The sequence below is a fragment of the Gordonia sp. KTR9 genome, from assembly GCF_000143885.2.
In the GTDB taxonomy this organism is placed as follows: Bacteria; Actinomycetota; Actinomycetes; order Mycobacteriales; family Mycobacteriaceae; genus Gordonia.
In genome coordinates, this window is the sequence record NC_018581.1 from 1,900,766 (window position 1) to 1,919,880 (window position 19,115).

At 69.2% G+C, this 19,115-nt stretch carries 15 protein-coding genes; 9 read left to right on the forward strand and 6 right to left on the reverse strand.

Features of this window, described 5'->3' with window-relative positions; translation table 11 throughout:
- The first annotated feature begins 229 nt into the window (after nucleotides 1-229).
- The 3 genes from KTR9_RS09455 to KTR9_RS09465 all read left to right on the forward strand — a co-directional run bounded on the left by KTR9_RS09455 (nucleotide 230) and on the right by KTR9_RS09465 (nucleotide 4,098).
- Nucleotides 230-1,060, forward strand: coding sequence for a hypothetical protein (locus KTR9_RS09455; RefSeq protein WP_014926203.1), 831 nt, complete (start codon nucleotides 230-232; stop codon nucleotides 1,058-1,060).
- Nucleotides 1,060-2,784, forward strand: a complete 1,725-nt coding sequence (locus tag KTR9_RS09460) for a DNA polymerase Y family protein (protein ID WP_014926204.1) — start codon at nucleotides 1,060-1,062, stop codon at nucleotides 2,782-2,784. Before KTR9_RS09455 ends, KTR9_RS09460 begins: the two co-directional genes overlap by 1 nt.
- 84 nt (nucleotides 2,785-2,868) lie before the next feature.
- Complete coding sequence (locus tag KTR9_RS09465; protein ID WP_044506375.1) at nucleotides 2,869-4,098, forward strand: UPF0158 family protein; 1,230 nt, start codon at nucleotides 2,869-2,871, stop codon at nucleotides 4,096-4,098.
- A 1-nt stretch (nucleotide 4,099) separates the two neighbouring features.
- Here the strand turns inward: KTR9_RS09465 and KTR9_RS09470 are convergent, their stop codons facing one another.
- The 3 genes from KTR9_RS09470 to KTR9_RS09480 form a co-directional block, all read right to left on the reverse strand.
- Complete coding sequence (locus KTR9_RS09470; RefSeq protein ID WP_014926206.1) at nucleotides 4,100-5,182, reverse strand: alanine racemase; 1,083 nt, start codon at nucleotides 5,180-5,182, stop codon at nucleotides 4,100-4,102.
- A complete protein-coding gene (locus tag KTR9_RS09475) occupies nucleotides 5,179-7,122 on the reverse strand; it encodes an SDR family oxidoreductase (RefSeq protein ID WP_014926207.1) in 1,944 nt (647 codons plus the stop codon). Before KTR9_RS09475 ends, KTR9_RS09470 begins: the two co-directional genes overlap by 4 nt.
- Before the next feature lie 160 nt (nucleotides 7,123-7,282).
- A complete protein-coding gene (locus tag KTR9_RS09480) occupies nucleotides 7,283-9,220 on the reverse strand; it encodes a heavy metal translocating P-type ATPase (protein WP_014926208.1) in 1,938 nt (645 codons plus the stop codon).
- 92 nt (nucleotides 9,221-9,312) lie between these two features.
- On the opposite strand from KTR9_RS09480, the gene KTR9_RS09485 reads away from it, so the two are divergent.
- The 3 genes from KTR9_RS09485 to KTR9_RS09495 are packed head-to-tail and all read left to right on the forward strand — an operon-like array spanning nucleotide 9,313 to nucleotide 13,299.
- Nucleotides 9,313-9,675 (forward strand): ArsR/SmtB family transcription factor, encoded by a 363-nt coding sequence (locus KTR9_RS09485; protein WP_010841889.1) that lies wholly within the window; start codon nucleotides 9,313-9,315, stop codon nucleotides 9,673-9,675.
- Between the two features lie 55 nt (nucleotides 9,676-9,730).
- A complete protein-coding gene (locus KTR9_RS09490; RefSeq protein ID WP_014926209.1) occupies nucleotides 9,731-13,018 on the forward strand; it encodes an error-prone DNA polymerase in 3,288 nt (1,095 codons plus the stop codon).
- Between the two features lie 53 nt (nucleotides 13,019-13,071).
- A complete protein-coding gene (locus KTR9_RS09495) occupies nucleotides 13,072-13,299 on the forward strand; it encodes a DUF167 domain-containing protein (RefSeq protein WP_010841891.1) in 228 nt (75 codons plus the stop codon).
- A 4-nt stretch (nucleotides 13,300-13,303) separates the two neighbouring features.
- Here the strand turns inward: KTR9_RS09495 and KTR9_RS09500 are convergent, their stop codons facing one another.
- The gene (locus KTR9_RS09500) at nucleotides 13,304-13,768 is read right to left on the reverse strand and encodes a tRNA (cytidine(34)-2'-O)-methyltransferase (RefSeq protein WP_014926211.1); all 465 of its coding nucleotides are present in this window, start codon (nucleotides 13,766-13,768) and stop codon (nucleotides 13,304-13,306) included.
- Nucleotides 13,769-13,823: 55 nt separating this feature from the next.
- Nucleotides 13,824-14,756, reverse strand: a complete 933-nt coding sequence (locus KTR9_RS09505; protein ID WP_014926212.1) for a serine/threonine dehydratase — start codon at nucleotides 14,754-14,756, stop codon at nucleotides 13,824-13,826.
- Between the two features lie 126 nt (nucleotides 14,757-14,882).
- On the opposite strand from KTR9_RS09505, the gene KTR9_RS09510 reads away from it, so the two are divergent.
- From KTR9_RS09510 to KTR9_RS09520, 3 genes are all read left to right on the forward strand, one after another.
- A complete protein-coding gene (locus KTR9_RS09510) occupies nucleotides 14,883-15,758 on the forward strand; it encodes a bifunctional methylenetetrahydrofolate dehydrogenase/methenyltetrahydrofolate cyclohydrolase (RefSeq protein WP_010841894.1) in 876 nt (291 codons plus the stop codon).
- A gap of 101 nt (nucleotides 15,759-15,859) precedes the next feature.
- Nucleotides 15,860-16,132 (forward strand): DUF3017 domain-containing protein, encoded by a 273-nt coding sequence (locus KTR9_RS09515; protein ID WP_035717121.1) that lies wholly within the window; start codon nucleotides 15,860-15,862, stop codon nucleotides 16,130-16,132.
- Between the two features lie 168 nt (nucleotides 16,133-16,300).
- The gene (locus tag KTR9_RS09520) at nucleotides 16,301-17,860 is read left to right on the forward strand and encodes an Hsp70 family protein (protein ID WP_049942588.1); all 1,560 of its coding nucleotides are present in this window, start codon (nucleotides 16,301-16,303) and stop codon (nucleotides 17,858-17,860) included.
- Nucleotides 17,861-17,956: 96 nt separating this feature from the next.
- Here KTR9_RS09520 and metX read toward each other — a convergent pair whose 3' ends face one another.
- Complete coding sequence (gene metX / locus KTR9_RS09525; RefSeq protein ID WP_014926216.1) at nucleotides 17,957-19,111, reverse strand: homoserine O-acetyltransferase MetX; 1,155 nt, start codon at nucleotides 19,109-19,111, stop codon at nucleotides 17,957-17,959.
- Between the last annotated feature and the right edge of the window lie 4 nt (nucleotides 19,112-19,115).

A 19,115-nucleotide genomic window follows, 5' to 3' on the forward strand; every position in this document is an offset into this window, starting at 1 on the left:
TGCGTCGATTCGACGTGGGATCGCACATGCTCTGTCGTACAACGGATCTCGTCTTCGTTTGACGCTTGTCGGTGGTTGGTTCTACTCTCGAATCATCGAAACTGTGTTCGAACGATCTGCGGCCGAGGGTGACCCTCGGGATCACTTCGGAGGACAGTTCGAGAACCCTGATGCGCGCACCTTCCCGGCTCGCTCGAGTACCTCATGTCGACTGGAGGGTGTCCGGAAAATGGATGTGTCAGCTGGTGTTGCCGTGACCGATGTCGCGACCCGTGGCAGGGCGGACGAGCTGGCGGGGTTGCGCCGGCGGATGGCGGCCATGTCCGGCCGGCCCGACCAGCGGGTGGTCGAGGTCCGCGATCAGGCGGTGGGCGTACTCCCCATGCCGGAATCGCTGTCGGAGGTGCTGCCGCACAACGGGATTCCTCGCGGTACGGTCGTCCGGCTCGACGGTGCCCGCTCGGTGCTGGTCGCGATGATCGCAGCGGTGACCCGTGCGGGTGGGCAGGTGGGGATCGTCGGGTTGCCACGGTTGAGTCTGTTGTCGGCGGCGGAGATGGGTGCCGACCTATCCCGTATCGCCACCATCCCCGAGCCCGGCCCCGATCCGGTCGAGGTGGCGGCGGTTCTGCTCGACGGTATGGACCTGGTGATCCTGGACCTTGCAAGCGACGGGGAGGGGACACGCCCGCGGGGCGAGACGGTGGCCCCGTCGCGTGCGCGGGTGGTCATGGGCCGCGTGCGCAAGCAGTCGTCGGTGCTGCTGGTGACCGGTGGCACCTGGCCGGGTGCGCAGCTGGCCGTCGAAGCCCGTGTCCTCACCTACCGGCACAGTCCACACCTGCCCGGCCGGTCCGCTTCCCGCGCAGCCGGTCTCGATTCCGCACGCAGTGGCTACGGCCGCATCGGCGGGATGCGGTTGCAGGTCACGGTGTCCGGCCGCGGCCGGCGATCCGAGAGCACCGAGGTCGAGCTCCGGGCGGTGGGGCACGGCCCCGATCGCACGGTCGAGATGGTCGCGGCGGCGAGTGCCTCACCGGTGCTCGCGGTGGCGAACTGATGCCCCCCGGGGAGCCGGGGTCCCGGCGTATCCTCGCGCTCTGGTGCCCGGACTGGCCGGCGATGGCGGCATCGGCCGAGGCGGATCTACCCCCACTGCATCCGGTGGCGGTGCTGTCGGCGAATCGGGTGGTGGCCTGTTCGGCGTCGGCCCGGGCGGCCGGTGTCCGTCGCGGGATGCGCAAGCGTCAGGCGCAGGCGGCGTGTACGGAGATGACCGTGGTCACCGCCGACGAGAACCGGGACGGACGGTTGTTCGAACCGGTGGTCGCCGCGGTCGCCGAGGTGATACCCGCTCTCGAAGTGCTCCGGCCAGGTCTCCTGGTGATCGCCGGCGACCGTGCGGCCCGTTATTTCGGGGGGATGGAGTCCCTCGCGGAGGAGCTCGTCGACGTGGTGTCGGCATGTGGCATCGAGTCGCAGGTCGGCATCGCCGACGAGATCTTCACCGCCGTCCTCGCCGCCCGGCACGGACATCAGGTGGAGCCCGGCGGCGACCGGGAGTACCTCGCCGGCCGGCCCGTCGCCGATCTCGCCGTCGAACCCAGCATGAGCGATCCGTCCCGCGCCGATCTCGTCGAGTTGCTGCGCCGACTGGGGATCGGCACGATCGGGGCCTTCGCCGACATGTCCGTCACCGATGTCGCCACTCGGTTCGCCAGGGATGCGGTCGTCGCGCATCGGCTCGCCAACGCGTTGCCGGGGCGCGTCCCGTCGTCCCGCGGTGTGCCTGCCGAACTCGACGTCGACCACACCTGCGACCCTCCGGTCGACCGCATCGACGTCGCGGCGTTCATCGGCCGTACCCTCGCCGACGCGCTGCACCGACGCCTGCGTGATGCCGCAGTGGCCTGTACACGACTCACCATCATCGCGACCACCGAACGCGGACAACAGCATTCGCGAACCTGGCGCTGTGCCCAGCCGCTGACGCCGGAGACGACCGCGGACCGCATCCGATGGCAACTGGAGGGGTGGCTGACCGGCGCGGCGCGGCCTACCCCGCGGGTTGAGCCGGCACCGAGCGCAGCGAGGAGCCGAGTCGAAGCCCCCTACGGAGGCAAAGCGCAGGGGAGAAGGGCCCGGGACACCCGGCCCGACTCGCCGATCGTCCGGTTGCGCCTCGAGCCGGTCGAGGTCGTCGAGGCCGGTGCCCTGCACTACCAGCTCACCGACGATCTCGCCCGTGGCGGGTCGGCGGGTGAGCCCGACGTGGAGGAGCGCGCCCGGCGTTCACTGGTGCGGATACAGGGGTTGCTGGGCGGGGACGCGGTCCGCATTCCCGTGCTGAGCGGTGGTCGCGGTCCCGCCGAACGGATCACGATGGTCTCCCTGGGCGACGAGCCGGCTCCTCGCCGGGATCCGCTGGCGCCGTGGCCCGGGCGTCTGCCGCAACCCAGCCCGACGGTGCTGGTGGAAACCGCGATCCACGTGCTCGACGCCACAGGACAACCGGTGAAGGTGACCGAGCGCGGGGCGTTCACCGCCGAGCCGGTGACCGTGGCGCTGGCATCGTCCCGGGGCCGCCGATCGAGCTGGGGTCTGTACTGGTGGGCCGGGCCGTGGCCGGTCGGGAGCGCCGACCGCCCCGCCGGCGCGCCGGTGTCGGCCGGAGCCGGCGAGACGGGACTGATCGCCCGGGCGCAGGTGCTGCTCGACGATTCACGAGCCCTGTTGCTGTGCTACCGCGCCGGAGAATGGATCGTCGAGGGGGTCTATGAGTGACTACGTCTCGCGGAGTGGCCTTCGGGAAGAAACGCCCGAGGACAAAAGCGTGCGTCTTTGCCTCGAAGATGCCAGTCTCGACGCATGGCGCGCACGTGGTTGTCGGTGACCGTGGAACTGCTCGGTGGTCGTGGTATTGAGTTGTGGCCCTGGCCCGGAAGGGTTTTCGCGGTCGGACCGTCGCACACCTTCAAGGATCTGGCGACCGCCGTCGATGACGCGTTCGCTAGATGGGATCGTTCCCATCTGTCACTTTTCACTCTGGACGACGGCAGGGTGGTCGCCGACGCTGCGCTCGGTGCCGACCTGGCCGGTGGTATCGGCGGCCCGATCTCCGAGCCCGTGGACATCGCCACGGCCAAGGTCTCCCGGTTCGTCGAGCCGGGTGCCGAGTTCCAGTACACCTTCGACCTCGGCGACGAGTGGACACACCGGTGCGTCGTGGGGGATCTGAAGGTCGACCCGGAGGAGGTATTGGGCGTCCGACCGAAGGCGCCCCTCGCGTACTTCGGCTGGGGCGACATCCCGGATCAGTACGGTCGACGGACGGCCGATGATGACGACGCGACGCCACCACGCCCCACCGTTCCCCATCCGATGCTCGTCGGCCAGTGGCCCGCGCAGAAAGAGATACGCGAACTCGATCTGGGCGAGGTGCGCGGGGCGATCAGATCCGCAGATGCCGATCGTTTCCTGGATGCCGTCATCGGATGCGATCTGCACGACGCACTCCAGCAGGTCGGCCCCGGGGTGTCGATGGCACTGCAGAAGCGCCGCGAGCGAGCCGAACCGGTGGCCGTGTCGATCGTCGAACAACTCAACCGACGGGGAGAGTCCGGCGACGCCGAACTCGCCGAGGAACTACTCGCGATCCTGCGCGGAGAACCCGCGCCGGGACGGCCGATCGCGGTGGATCTCGAGATGCTCAGCGACGAGATGGAGGGTGATCCGAACCGGTCAACCGGCGGACTCATCGACCTGAGCACCGGCTTCGTGTACAACGACGAGATGCTCGACCCGGGCGTGCTCGATGAGGAGATCGACGTCGAGGAGGACCCGGACCGCTGGCTGCGCTTCGACTGCATCGGTTCGCGCGACAGCTGGCGGGACATGGCCGATTTCGCCACGCGCACCACCGATCCCGACCTGCGAAACCGTCTGGAGCGCGCGATCGAGGGACGCGGCGCGTTCCGCAGGTTCCGGGACGTCGTCCACGAAGCGGGTGTGAGTCAGCGCTGGTACGCGTTCTCCACCGACCGCAAGTTCGGACGGGCACGCAAATTCCTGGTCCGGCAAGGAATCCGACCCGTCTGACTCAGCTGTTGCGTCCCCGCGCGATGACCGGCCACCGGCTGTCCGATCCGTCGATCGCCACCAGTTCGTCGACGAGGTTGACCGCGGTGCAGACATGGTTCGGTACCACCCGGACCACGTCGCCCAACCGCGGGACCGGCGTCGAGTCCGCCGGGAAGTCGACGACGGCATGGTGTTCGGACAACTGCACGACACGGGCGTCGGGGTGGTCGAGGAGCCGTCCGTGCCCGGTGGCCCAGGTAGCTCGGTCGGCGCCGAGGATCTTGCTGCCGGCATCGACGACGATTCGTCCGGGCTCGCTGCGTACCACGGTCGCGACCGCGGTCAGCGCGACGTCGTCGAATCCGCAGGCGCCGATCTCGACCTGCTGGGCGTCGTTGAGGGGGTACACGCCCGGACGGACCTCGGTGAGCACGCCCGCGTGAGCCGGGTCGCCGACGAATTCGATGGTGGGCGTGGACCCGCCGCTGCGTACGCGCGGATCGATCCCGTGCTCCCGGAGACTCTCCGCGGCCGCGCGAAGCGCCGCCACCTCCTGCTCCGCGGCACGCCGTCGGGTGTCGCCGAGGCCGTAGCCGTGGCCGGGGAAGGTGAACACGCCGACGACGTCGAGTCCGGCTGCCGTTCCTGCGGCCGCGACCTCGCCGGCACCCCCGGGCGTCACCCCGGTGCGGTGCTGCCCGGAGTCGACCTCGACGAGAGCCTCGATCCGCCGCCCATCGAGCAGAGCCCCGAGATGCCGGGCGCCCTCGACCGACTCGACACCCACCCGCAGCGACACCCGGGCCGCCAGAGCACGCAACCGGGCGGCCTTCGCCGGGGTCGGCCAGACGGGGTAGGCGATGAAGATGTCGGTGCACGAGGTGATCTCGGCGGCGTCGGCGAAGGCCTCGGCCTCGCCGATGGTCGCCACCGCCAGGCCCACGGCGCCGACATCGATCTGCATGCGGGCGATCTCGGCGCTCTTGTGGGTCTTGGCGTGCGGGCGCACCTCGACGCCGGTCGATCGCGCACGATCGGCGAGCGACGCGAGGTTACGCGTCATGCGATCGACGTCGACCTCGAGATAAGGGGTGTCGATCACGTGTCGCGCCTGTCGGCGCCGTGGTCCGAACGACCGAGGGCTGCCGCCGATTCGCCGAACACGAGATACTCCTGGTGCAGGATGCGGGTGGTCAGTCCGGGCGTGATCCGATGCCCGATCTCGGCGACCAGCCCGACGAGCGAGTCGACCCGTTTGGGCCGGTCGACGATGGCGTGCAGGACGCGCGCCGCGGCGCGGTCGACGTTCCAGGCGCCGGGTTGGTTGTCGTAGGCCTCGGTGGGTGCGATCATCCGCGTCTTCACCAGGGGCAGACGAACATTGGAGAAAGTGACGTGGTCGGAGACCGTCTCGGTGCCGGTCACGTCGCTGAAGGCCTCGAGGGCGGCCTTCGACGCCGCGTACGCCCCGAATCGCGGCCCCCGTGACTGCACCGCGACCGAGGTCACGTTCACCACGTGGCCCGCCTGCCTGGCGACCATGTGCGGCAACAGTCCGAGGACGAGGTTGACCGCGCCGAAGTAGTTGACCGCCATCACCCGGTGGTAGTCATGTGACCGGTCCACGGAATTGAGCGTGGCGCGGCGGATCGACCGGCCGGCGTTGTTGACCAGCACGTCCACATGGCCGTGTGCGGCCAGGACGGTCTTGACGAGCGCGTTGACCGATTCCTCGTCGGTGATGTCGCACTGGTACGAGGTCACCTGGCCTGGCGGAATTCCCTTCTTGCTCGTCGTCGAGTTCAATTCCTCTGTCGCCGAATCGAGTTCCGCGGCATTGCGGGCGACGATGATGACGTTGGCCCCGCGGGCGACACACATCCGGGCGGTGGCCTTGCCGATGCCGCTCGACCCACCGGTGATGAGGATGTTCTTGCCGACCAGGGGGCCGCGCGGATCGGTGCGACGGTTGCGCGCCCGGTCGAGATGCCGTGACCAGTAGGTCCACAGCCGCGGGGCGTATTCGGTGAAGTCGGGGATCGTGATGCCGAGGTCGTGCAGGACCGCGACGGTGGTGTCGGCGCGGAAGTCGACCGGCAGCGTCACCGCGTCGAGCAGTGCCCCGGGAATGCCCTGCTGAGCGGCGACGAGGTTGCGTCCGACACGCGCGATCCCCATGCCGGACAACGCCATCACGGGTTCGACCGCGGAGCGCGGGATGGCATCGAAGCCCTTGGGGGCGTCGAATGCCGGTGCGAGGGCGTTGTACATCTCGGTGGTGGTGAGCGACTTCGGGTCGCTGAGATGGAACACCAGCCCGCTGCGTGTGGGATTGACGCCGATGAGGGCGACCATCGCGGCGGCGACGTAGTCGACGGGCACGATGTTGAGCGTGCCCAGGTCGGGCATCGGCAGCCGCAGCATCGAGGGCAACCGGCCGAGCATCCCGAGATGACCGAAGAAGTAGTACGGGCCGTCGATCTTGTCCATCTCCCCGGTTCTGGAGTCGCCGACCACGACCGACGGCCGGTAGACGCGCCAGCGGAGTCCCTCGCGTTCGCGGACGACGCGTTCGGCCTCGAACTTGGTGCGGTGGTAGGGGGTCGGGAACCCTTGTCCGACTTCGAAGTCCATCTCGGTGAAGCGACCGCGGTGGTCGCCGGCCACCGCGATCGACGAGACGTGGTGGAACAGCGCGTCGTGCGCGATCGCGAAGTCGGCGGCGCGCGAGGTCCCGACGACGTTGGCGGCGCGCTGTGACTCCGCGTCGGCGGCCATGTCGTAGATGGCGGCGAGGTGGATGGCATGGTCGATCGCGGGTACGGCGTCCGGTGCGATGCCGAGTCCCGGCGCGGTCAGGTCTCCGACCACGGGGGTCACCCGGTCGCCGGCGTCCAGGTCGTCGAGCATGGCGACGAAGGCCGCCAGCGACGACTCGCGTACCAGCGCGTGGACCGTGGCGTCGGGAGTGACGGTCAAGAGACGTTCGAGAACGCGTCGCCCGATGAACCCGCTGCCCCCGGTGATGAAGTAGCTCGTCATGTGAGAGATCCCATCAGATGGGCGGGCCGATGACCCGCCGGCTGTCCGCGCCCGCAGGGTTGCGGATTTGTCTGGTACTCAGAGTGACACTAACTTGCGGCGAAGGCAATGACCGCGCCTCCGTCGACCGTGCGTCCAAACACGTCGACTGTGCGCCCGATCACGTCGACTGTGCGCCCGACCACGCCGACCGCCGGAGCAGGCGCGCGCCGTTGAGTGCGACGAGCACGGTGGAACCCTCGTGGCCGGCGACGGCCAGCGGGAGGGGAAGGGTTCCGACGAGATCCCAGGTCACGAGGGTGATGATCATGGTGCCCGCGATGCAGAGGTTCGCGATCACGTAGCGGCGAGCGAGCCGGGACAGCCGGATCAGCGCGGCGACCGCGGTGAGGTCGTCGCGCACGATGATCGCGTCGGCCGTCTGGACCGCGAGGTCCGCGCCCCGACGACCCATGGCGACGCCGGTGCCGGCCGCCGTGAGGGCCGGTGCGTCGTTGATGCCGTCGCCGACCACGAGAACGTGGCCGCCGGTCTCGCCGACTATTCGGACCTTGTCCTCGGGCAGGAGGTCGGCGTGTACCGCCTCGATTCCGGTCCGGTCTGCCACATCCGCCGCGACGGACGGGCGGTCGCCGGTCAGCAGCAGGACCGGCCCGGAGGTCACGTCGCCGATCAGCCGCACTGCTTCGGCGGCGTCGTCCCGAAGACGGTCGACGAGTTCGATCCGGCCGACCTCCGATCCGTCGACGAGCACGCCCACCACGGTTCCGGTCGAGTCGGCGACGGCGCGCTCGACGGTGATCCGGTGACCGCGCACGGCACCGGTCACGCCGCGGCCGGGAAGTGCCCGGAAGTCCTCGACCGTCTCGATGTCCAGCCCACGGTCGATCGCGGCCGCCACGATCGCGCGTCCCAGCGGGTGTTCGCTGGGGTGTTCGACGGCCGCGGCGAGCGCCAGCACCTCCGACGGCTCGCGTCCGTCGAGTGCTGTCACGTCGACGACCTGCGGGCGTCCCTCGGTCAGGGTGCCGGTCTTGTCGAAGGCGACGACATTGGTCCGTCCGACGGACTCCATCACCGCGGCGGACTTGACCAGCACGCCGTGACGACCGGCGTTGGCGATCGACGCCAGCAGCGGCGGCATCGTCGACAGGACGACGGCGCAGGGTGAGGCCACGATCATGAACACGATGGCTCGAAGCAGCGCCTCGTCGAAGGTGTTGTCGAACAACACCATCGGAACGCCCAATACCAGAAGCGTGGCGACCACGACGGTGACGGAGTACGCCTGCTCGACCTTTTCGAGGAAGAGCTGGGTCGGGGCCTTCGTCTCGGAGGCCTCGGCGACGAGTGTCGCGATCCGGGCGATCACCGACTCCGACGCCGGGCGGGCGACTTCGACGATCAGCGCGCCGGTGCCGTTGACGGTGCCGGACAGCACGTCGTCACCCGCGTCGCGCACGACGGGGATCGACTCGCCGGTCACGGCCTGCTGGTCGACCTCGCTGCGCCCCCGGAGGACCACTCCGTCGGCACCGATCCGCTCGCCGGGTCGGACGAGGATGCGTTGTCCCACTTCGAGATCGCGGCAGTCGATCTCGACGGTGGAACCGTCGTCGTGGTACCGGGTCGCCCGTTCGGGAGCCAGGCCGAGGAGGGCGGTCACCGAGTCCGCGGTGCGCTGGGTGACGACGACCTCCAGCGCGCCCGAGGTCGCGAAGATCACGATCAGCAGCGCGCCGTCGAAGACCTGCCCGATCGACGCGGCGGCGATGGCGGCGACGATCATGAGCAGGTCGACGTCGAGTCGTCGTTGCCGCAGTTCCTGCAGGCCGGACCGGGTCGGTTCCCATCCGCCGCTCAGGTAGCACACGAGATACGCGGTCCACCAGGCCCATTCGGGTGCCTCGCAGAGCTGAAGCAGCCATCCGGCGAGGAACAGTGCCAGCGCGATGCCCGCCCAGCGCACCTCGGGTAGTCGGAGCCCGGTCCGGAAGATCGATCGCGGGGCGGTGATCCCGCGTTCGCCTCCCGGTCTCGGGACGGTGTCACGCGCCGCCCTGTCCGTCGCGCCGGTCGCCTCCGCCGTGTCCATCATGTCTCCCGTCGTGTTGCGGACCGTCAGCCCCGACAGTAACAGTTCATATGAAGAGGTTTTCATGTGATGGTGAACCGGTAGCATCTCGCTGCATGGGACACGGCATCGACGAGGGGATGCGGCCGGCTGCGCGGCTCGATCCGGAATCGGCCGTGCATGTCGCCACCACGCTGCAGGCGCTGGCGACCCCGAGCCGGTTGCTCATCCTCACCGAGCTGCGGTCCGGTCCGCGCTCGGTCACCGATCTCGCCGACGCCGTCGGCATGGAGCAGTCCGCGGTGTCCCATCAGCTCCGGCTGCTGCGCAATCTCGGGCTGGTCACCGGCACTCGTTCCGGGCGGTCGATCAGTTACAGCCTCTATGACAGCCATGTCGCCCAACTGCTCGACGAGGCCGTCTACCACAGCGAACACCTGCGTCTCGGGCTCGCCGAGCGCCCGAAGTCCGCCGGCTGAGGCCGATCCACCGGCCGCGGGTGCCCATCGAACGGATGTTCGATAAGCTCGGGGTGTGGGCTGGGATCAAGGACCACCGACGTGGTCGGAGATGGAGCGGGTGCTCGCAGGTCGAGCGCCCGGCAGCACCGACCGGCCCGGCACCGAATTCGGCCCCGACCTCAGTGAATGGGCGCCGTTCCCCGGCGACGGCGGCGACAGCCCGGCCTGGTCGCGCAAGCGCGGGGCCTATCAGGCCGAAGACATCTCCCGTGGCTCCTCGGCGGTGCCCTATGCCGAACTCCACGCGCACAGTTCGTACAGCTTCCTCGACGGTGCGTCGATGCCCGAAGAACTGGTCGAGGAGGCGCAACGACTCGGGCTCCGCGCCCTGGCCGTCACCGATCACGACGGGTTCTACGGCATCGTGCGCTTCGCCGAGGCGGCCCGCGAGTTCGGGATGCCGACGGTCTTCGGTGCCGAGCTGTCACTGGAGCCCGACGTCGCGCGGACGGGTCAGAACGATCCGCCGGGAGAGCACCTGCTGGTTCTCGCCCGAGACGGGGAGGGTTATAGGCGCCTGTCCCGGACCATCGCCGACGCGCACATGGTCGCCGGGGAGAAGGGATTGCTCCGCTATGACCGCGAGGCCCTGGCCGGTGCCGGCGACGGACACTGGCTCATCCTCACCGGTTGCCGGAAGGGCGCACTCCGTCGCGCCCTCGATCGCGGCGGCGTCCCGGCCGCCGAGCAGGCGCTGCGGGAACTGATCGAGACCTACGGCCACGACAACGTCGTCGTCGAGCTGACCGCGCAGGGCATGGCCGACGACGACGAACGCAACGCGGTGCTCGCCGGCCTCGCCGCCGGAGCGGGCGTGCCGGCCGTGGCCACCACCGGCGCGCACTTCGCCGCGCCCCGGCGCCGACGCCTGGCGATGGCCATGGCCGCCGTTCGGGCCCGCACCGACATCGACACCATCTCCGGGTGGATGCCGGGGGTTGCCGGAGCGCACCTGCGCAGCGGCGACGAGATGGCCCGGTTGTTGCCCGCGCATCCCGACGCCATCGACAACGCGGTGGGCATCGCCGCGGACTGTGCATTCCATCTGGGCCTCATCGCGCCGCAGTTGCCGCCCTTCGACGTTCCCGACGGTCACACCGAGGCGAGCTGGCTGCGCGAACTCACCATGACCCGGGCACGCCGGCGGTACGGCACCCCGGCCGAACATCCCCAGGCCTATCGGCAGATCGAGCACGAACTAGCCATCATCGAGGCGCTCACCTTTCCCGGCTACTTCCTCGTGGTCGCAGACATCGTCGACTTCTGCAAGGCCAACGACATCCTGTGTCAGGGCCGGGGGAGTGCGGCCAACTCGGCCGTCTGCTACGCCCTCGGCATCACCAATGTCGACCCGGTCGCCAACACCCTGCTCTTCGAACGGTTCCTGGCCCCGGAACGCGACGGTCCGCCCGACATCGACGTCGACATCGAATCCGATCGTCGCGAGGAGGCCATCCAGTACGTCTACCGCCACTACGGCCGGGACCGCAGCGCGCAGGTCGCCAATGTGATCACCTACCGCGGGAAGTCGGCGATCCGGGACATGGCCCGGGCGCTCGGGTACGCGCCCGGCCAGCAGGACGCCTGGGCCAAGATGCCCGACACGGCACCGTCCGACGTCGCCGAGCTGGCCGGTGAGATCCTCGGTATGCCAAGGCATCTGGGTATCCACTCCGGCGGTATGGTGATCTGCGACCGGCCGATCGCCGATGTCTGCCCCACGGAGTGGGCGCGGATGGAGAACCGCAGCGTGCTGCAGTGGGACAAGGACGACTGCGCCGCCATCGGCCTGGTCAAGTTCGACATGCTGGGACTCGGCATGCTCTCCGCGCTGCACTACGCGATCGACCTGGTCGCCGAACACAAGGGGATCGACGTCGACCTCGCCACCCTGGACCTCGGCGAACCGGCCGTGTATGAGATGCTCTGTCGCGCAGACTCGGTCGGCGTGTTCCAGGTGGAGTCACGCGCGCAGATGGCCACACTTCCGCGGCTCAAGCCGCGCTGCTTCTACGACCTCGTCGTCGAGGTGGCCCTGATCCGGCCCGGCCCCATCCAGGGCGGCTCGGTGCATCCGTTCATCAAGCGGCGCAACGGGGAGGAGGCGGTGACGGTCGAGCACCCGTCGATGAGCAAGGCGCTCGAGCGCACCCTGGGTGTGCCGCTGTTCCAGGAGCAGCTGATGCAGCTGGCCGTCGACGTGGCCGGATTCGACGCCTCCGAGGCCGATCAGTTGCGCCGGGCGATGGGTTCCAAACGGTCGCCGGAGAAGATGGAACGCCTGCGGCAGCGCTTCTACGAAGGCATGGAGAACCTGCACGGCATCACCGGGGACACCGCCGACCGCATCTTCGAGAAGATGGCGGCGTTCGCCAATTTCGGTTTCCCGGAGAGCCATTCGCAGAGCTTCGCGTCACTGGTGTTCTACTCGTCGTGGTTCAAGCTGCACCATCCCGCGGCATTCTGCGCCGCGTTGCTACGGGCTCAGCCGATGGGGTTCTACTCACCGCAGACCTTGGTCGCCGATGCCCGGCGGCACGGTGTCGCGGTCCATCGTCCCGACATCAACGCTTCGCTCGCGCACGCCACCCTGGAGAACGAGGGGCTCGACGTCCGGCTGGGTCTCGACGGGGTGCGCGGGGTCGGAACGGAGACGGCGGAGCGCATCGTCGAACGACGGGCCGAGGGACCGTATCTCGACATCACCGATCTCTCCCGCCGCGCCCGGCTGACGACCAAGGAACTCGAGGGACTCGCCGGCGCCGGCGCCTTCGACGGATTCGGTCTCAGCCGGCGTCAGGCCCTGTGGGAGGCGGGCGCCGCGGCGACGGTGCGCGACGACCAGCTCGCCCTGGAGTCGGCGCAGGCGACGCCCACGCTCCCGGGGCTCTCCGACGTCGAGCTCGCGGCCACCGACGCGTGGGCCACCGGGATCACGCCCACGTCGTACCCGACACAGTTCCTGCGTCCCCGGCTCGACGCGATGGGCGTTCTGGCCGCCGACCGGCTCCTGTCGGTGCCCGACGGTTCGCGGGTGCTGATCGGCGGGGCGGTGACCCATCGCCAACGACCGGCCACCGCGTCCGGGGTGACGTTCATCAACCTCGAGGACGAGACCGGGATGGTCAACGTGGTGTGTTCGGTCGGCTTGTGGGCGCGGTACCGTGTACTGGCCCAGACGGCACCCGCACTGCTGGTCCGCGGACGGGTGCAGAACGCCGAAGGTGCTGTGACCGTCGTCGCAGATCGTCTGCAGCGCATGGATCTTCGGGTGGGGAGCAGATCCAGGGACTGGCAGTGATCCCCGACCGGGGAATGCGCCGGGGTGTTCGAGACGAATCAAGGAAAGAACCGATGCCGCAACAGGTCGTGGTGACCGTCAAACCGAAGAGCAGCAAGGGCCCGTTGGTCGAGACGGGTCCCGACGGCGCGATCACCATCTACGTCCGTGAGCCCGCCACGGAGGGCAGGGCGAACAGGGCCGTCTCCGAACTGCTCGCCGCCCACCTCGGGGTTCCGAAGAGCAAGGTCGCGCTCATCGGCGGCGCCACGGCACGCACGAAGCGCTACCGCGTCGGCTGACAAGTCAGACAGCACCGGCGAAGCCGTGCTGTCGCCACGCCTCGTAGACGACGATGCTCGCGGCGTTGGCGAGGTTGTGCGAACGACGACCGGCGAGCATGGGGATGCGCACCCGGTCGGTCACCTCGGGTTCGTCGAGGACCTCCGCCGGCAGTCCGGTCGGTTCGGGGCCGAACAGCAACACGTCGCCGGGCTGATAGTCGACGTCGGTGTGGAAGCGTTCGGCGTGGGCGGTGAACGCGAAGACCCGCTCCGGCTTCAGCGTCGTCCAGGCGGTCACCAGGTTGGGATGCACCGTGACGTTGGCCATCTCGTGGTAGTCGAGTCCCGCGCGTTTGACCTGCGCGTCGGACATCGAGAAACCGAGCGGTTCGATGAGGTGGAGTTCGCACCCGGTGTTGGCGGCCAGCCGGATCGCATTGCCCGTGTTCGGCGGGATGCACGGCTGGTAGAACATGATTCGGAACATGATGGTGCCAGCGTAGTCGGTGCCATGCGGAGCAGATCTCGCCCGACCGTGTTCCTCACACCGCCAACGTGGTGTTGGCCCCGCACAGCACGATGCACAGCGTCGAATCGGGTTGCGGTCGAATCCGTCCCGAGACCACGCCGGCGACCGCGGTGGCGGTGCCGTGTTCGACGAGGATGCGGTGGGAATCCCAGAGCATCCGCCGTGCCGCGATGATCTGGTCGTCGGTGACCAGCACGCTGTCGACGGCCGGGTTCCCGGCGACGGCGTCCCAGCACAGATCCCCGACCCGGGTCGCGCCGAGGGAGTCGGCGGCCACGCTCTCGAGTTCGACGGGAACGGGAGTCCCCGCGGCGAGTGCCTGATGCAGACTCGACGCACCGAGCGGTTCGACGCCGACGAGGCGGTCGCCCGGGCGCAGCGTCGCGGTCAGGCCGGCCAGCAGTCCGCCGCCGCCGACACAGACGACCGTCGTGAGCGGACCGGGTACGTCGTCGATGATCTCGAGACCGATCGTTCCGGCGCCGGCGACGACGTCGGGGAGATCGTAGGCGTGCAGCGCGAGCGCGCCGGTCTGCTCCGCGAGTTCCTCGGCCGCGTCGGCGGCTTCCTGATAGCGCTGTCCGATGAGATGGATCCGCGCACCCGCGGCGCGCAGCGCGTCGATCTTGACCGGTGGTGCCGTCTCGGGGATCACCACGGTCACCGGCACACCGACGATCCGCGCGGCGACCGTGGCACCGATCGCGGCATTGCCGCCGGAGGCGACGAGGACACCGGCGTCGGTCAGGACACCCTGATCGCGCGCGTGCAGGGTCGCCCACAGACTGCCGCGCGGTTTGAAGCACCCGCCGAGCTGCGTGTACTCGAGTTTGAGGACCACCTCGAGCGGGCCGTCGACGGTGTCGATTACCGTGCGCAGCGTCGGCGTACGACGGAGATGGGGAGTGATCGCCGCGCGGGCGAGATCGATGTCGACGGGCACCACGGTCACCACTCCGACACTAGTGGTCGGCCGCCCGAGGGCGGCGAAACGTCGATCGCGGGCGGCGGTGAACGGCGGGTCCATCCGCCGATGTCGGAAACCGCGGGGACGAGTGGAAGAATGTCGGGCGTGACCGCGATACGACTCGATGGGAAGACCACGCGCGACGAGATCTTCGCCGATCTGGCCGAGCGGGTGGAGAAGCTCCGGCTGGCGGGTGTCACCCCTGGTCTGGGGACCGTTCTGGTCGGCGACGATCCGGGCTCGCACTCCTACGTCAAGGGCAAGCACGCCGACTGCGCCCGCATCGGTGTCGCCTCGATCCGCAAGGATCTCCCGGCCGATGCCACCACCGAACAGCTCAACTCCGCGATCGACGAACTCAACGCGGATCCCGCCTGCACCGGCTACATCGTGCAGTTGCCGCTGCCGCGGCAGCTCGACGAGAACGCCGCCCTCGAGCGGATCGACCCGCTCAAGGATGCCGACGGCCTCCACCCGATCAACCTCGGGCGACTGGTGCTGGGAAAGGAGTCGACCCTGCCCTGCACCCCCCGCGGTGTCATCCATCTGCTGCGTCGCTACGACGTCCCGCTGGCCGGCGCCCGGGTGACCGTCGTCGGTCGCGGGGTCACCATCGGCAGGCCCATCGGTCTGCTCCTGACCCGCCGCAGCGAGAACGCCACGGTCACCCTGTGCCACACCGGCACCACCGATCTGGCCTCCGAGATCGAGCGCGCCGACATCGTGATCGCGGCCGCGGGAGTGCCGCATCTCATCACCGCGGACATGGTCAAGCCGGGTGCCGCGGTGGTCGACGTGGGTGTCAGCCGCACCGACGAGGGTCGTCTCGTCGGTGACGTGCATCCCGATGTCTGGGAGGTGGCGGGCCACGTTTCGCCGAATCCCGGTGGGGTGGGGCCGCTGACCCGTGCGTTCCTGCTCGTCAACGTCGTCGAACGCGCGGAGCAGATGCTCGCCTCCGGGAGCGGCAGCGGCGCGTGACCCGAGACGAGCACCAGAGTGAGTCCGCTCACTCCGAGCCGCGCGGTGCCGACCGATCCCGTCCAGGAGGCCGGAAACACGGTTCCACCGACGGCACGCGTCTGCGGGCGGTGCTCGTCCAACTCCCATATCTGCTGGTGATGGCCGGTGTGCTGGCCGCAGCGCTGCTCGTGATGTTCGACCGCTGGCGGCGCGGATCCTTCGTCTTCGGGGCGGCACTGCTCGTCGGCGCCGTGCTTCGCGCCTTCATCCCGTCATCGCAGGCCGGGTTGCTGCAGGTCAGGGGCAAGCCGTTCGACGTCACGGTGATGGCGACAGTCGGCGCCGTGATGCTGTGGCTGGCAGCGTCGATCGACTCTTTGGGCACGGATTGATTACAATAGAGACCTGAGCGTGACCTGACAGATGGTCGTTCGCTCAACCAGGCACTTTTCCGCTGCCCTGCCGCAGACGCACCGACCGCTGGAGTTTGTATCACTGCATCACCAACCGACGACACCGTGAGTGAAGTGACGTCCATGGGCGTGTCAGCAGGTGCTGGCATGATCCATTACGTCCTCCTGACACGTGACGATCTCGGTCGCAGTGTGATCGACTCGCGTGTCATCGACGTCGACCCCACCGACGGTCTCGACTCCGCCGGCCGCGTGAACGCAGGCGTCGACGTGATGCTGACCGCCGCCCGCGAGACCGGGACGAGGGTGGGCCCGATCGGGGTCGCCGCACGCACGGGCAGCCAGCGTCGGCAGTTGCGCTCGAGGGGCAGTGGCCCGCGACGTCAGGTCCGTCTCGTCGGTGAGGACGAGGCCGTCCTCGCCTACCTCGCCGACACCGGGGAGATCGACCGCTTCTCGGCCGCCGTCGTCGTCGACTGTGGCGACACCGGCATGTCGCTCTACACCGTCGACCCCCGCGAGGGCAGGATCGGCAATCCCGAGCACTCGACGGTCCTGAGTGGGCGTCATCTCGACCGGTCGATCGTCAATCAGCTGACCGCCGACCACCCGGCCCTCGGCGAGGCCACCCGAACACGTGCCGATCGCAGTGAACTGCGCAGCGCCTGCCGGACCGCGAAGGAGGAGCTCGCCTACGGCGGTTCCGCCACCGAGTCCGTGGTCGCGGTGTCGGCGAACACCGAACGCGTGTCGCTGTCGGCCACGCATGTCGAGCAGGCGATCGAGCCGATGATCCGTGACGCGCGAGAAGTGTTCGCCCGGTACGTCGCGGCCGCCCGGTCGCGGGGCGTGCAACCGGACGCCGTGGTGTTCATCGGCGGACTCGCCAATCTTCCCGCGGTGCGCGCGATCGCGTCGGAGCATGATCTGGAGGTAGTCAGTCCGACGGCTCCGGAGCTGGTCGTGGCCACCGGTGCGGCCCTGCTCGCCCTCGAGAGCTACTCGGGCGCAGCACGTCTCGCCTTCATCGGCGGCAAACCGCAACGTGAATGGCTTTCCGCGACACCCATCGCGGTGGCCGGGGCCGTCATCGCCGCCACGCTGATGACGATCTATGCGGTGAGCTCGTCCTTCGCCGATCGGCCGACCGTCGATCCGCAGCCCGCGGTGAGCAGCGTGCCGCCGGCCGCGGCGACCAGTGACACCGAGCCGGTCACCCCGACGCCGACCTCTCAGCCGATCACCCGTATCCCGGCCGAACCCGTCGAGCCGACCGTCGTGGATCCTGTTCCCACACAACAACCGTTACCGCAGACCGGGTCGAACGACCCGCCGGCATGGGCGACCACGGAGTTGCCGCCGACGCGACCCTCGACGGGTACCAGCACCCGCACGCTGTCGCCGTTCCCATGGCCGGACCTGGCGTTCCCGCCGGGCTCGACGCCGACGATACCGCAGGACCTGTTGCCGCCGGGGTTGCGTCCGCCCAGTGCGGCGCCCACGCCACCCCCGCCGACGTACTCGACGTCGACACCGGCGCCTCCGCGCGGTGGCTCGGTGCGGCCGAGCAGCACGCGCGCACAGGGGTCGACTCAGCTCCCCGCCGCTCCCGAATCAGGGAAAACCGTTGTCACGGAAGGGGAGTCGCAGGTTCCGCCGCCGCCCCCGCCCAGCAGTCCGGTCCCGACGGTTCCCGCGCCGCGCTGACCGAACCGCCCTGTCAGAACCGCGCCTGCGAGGCCGCTGATCACACCGGCTGACCCCGACTCGCTGACGAGAGCGGCCGAACTGTCGGAGGCGCGGTCAGGCGTCGCGACGTGCGAGCTCGACCGTGCGCTTGAGCAGATCGCTGATGGCGTCGAACTCGGTCAGGAATCCGTCGTGGCCGGTGTCGGAATGGACGACCTGGAGACCCCCGACGCAGTTGCCCAGCTCGTCGGCGAGTTCGACCTGCAGCCGAATCGGGTAGAGGCGATCGGAGTCGATGCCCCCGACGATCACCGGAACGGTGCATTCGTTGAGCGCCTTCGCGACTCCGCCGCGACCGCGACCGACATCATGGTGGTTGAGGACCTCGGTGAGGACGACATAGCTCGCCGGGTCGAAGCGGGACATCAGCTTCGACGCCTGGTGGTCGAGGTAGCTCTGCACGGCGTAACGCCCGCCGGTCAGGGGATTCTCGTCGCCCTGGGCGTCATTGGCGAATCGACTGTCGAGCTCGGGCTCGCTGCGATACATGAGGTGGGCGATTCGGCGGGCGATTCCCATGCCTTGCAACGGAGTTCGTCCGGTGCCGTGGTAGTCGCCGCCGCACCAGTCCGGATCGGCCTTGATCGCGGCGATCTGTGCGGACTGGATACCGATCTGGTCGGCGGTCGCGCGGGCACCGACGGCGAGGACGAGTGCGCTGCGCACCCGGTCGGGGTATTCGATGGCCCATTCGAGCGCGCGGGCGCCACCCATCGAGCCACCGAGAACCGCTCCGACGCTGCGGATTCCGAGTCGGTCCAGCAATGCCACCTCGGCGCGGACCTGATCGAGCACGGTGATCTGCGGAAAGCGTGATCCCCACGGACGGCCGTCGGGGGCGAGGGACGCCGGACCCGTGGATCCCTTGCATCCGCCGAGAACGTTGGCCGAGATGACGCACCACTCGTCGGTGTCGATCGCCTGACCGGGTCCGATCAGCCCGTCCCACCACCCGGCCGAGTCGTGGTCGGCATCGGCGGGTCCGGTGACGTGCGAGTCGCCGGTGAGCGCATGGAGCGTGAGGATCACGTTGTCGCGGGAGGGCGACAACGTCCCCCAGCGCTGGAACGCCAGGGTGACGTCGTCGATCCGTGCTCCGCTGTCGAGAGGCAGCGATCCGATGGGGATGCCGACGAGTTCCCCGTCCGGGAGTGACTCCCAGTCGGGCTGATCAGACGCTGTCGCGTTCAGGTCGATACTCACCGACAAAGCT

Coding starts and splice junctions, on each gene's coding strand:
- KTR9_RS09460 (WP_014926204.1), top strand. CDS start 1,060: ATGCCCCCCGGGGAGCCGGGGTCCCGGCGTATCCTCGCGCTCTGGTGC.
- KTR9_RS09455 (WP_014926203.1), top strand. CDS start 230: ATGGATGTGTCAGCTGGTGTTGCCGTGACCGATGTCGCGACCCGTGGC.
- KTR9_RS09485 (WP_010841889.1), top strand. CDS start 9,313: ATGGGACACGGCATCGACGAGGGGATGCGGCCGGCTGCGCGGCTCGAT.
- KTR9_RS09480 (WP_014926208.1), bottom strand. CDS start 9,220: ATGATGGACACGGCGGAGGCGACCGGCGCGACGGACAGGGCGGCGCGT.
- KTR9_RS09465 (WP_044506375.1), top strand. CDS start 2,869: ATGGCGCGCACGTGGTTGTCGGTGACCGTGGAACTGCTCGGTGGTCGT.
- KTR9_RS09495 (WP_010841891.1), top strand. CDS start 13,072: ATGCCGCAACAGGTCGTGGTGACCGTCAAACCGAAGAGCAGCAAGGGC.
- KTR9_RS09520 (WP_049942588.1), top strand. CDS start 16,301: ATGATCCATTACGTCCTCCTGACACGTGACGATCTCGGTCGCAGTGTG.
- KTR9_RS09500 (WP_014926211.1), bottom strand. CDS start 13,768: ATGTTCCGAATCATGTTCTACCAGCCGTGCATCCCGCCGAACACGGGC.
- KTR9_RS09475 (WP_014926207.1), bottom strand. CDS start 7,122: ATGACGAGCTACTTCATCACCGGGGGCAGCGGGTTCATCGGGCGACGC.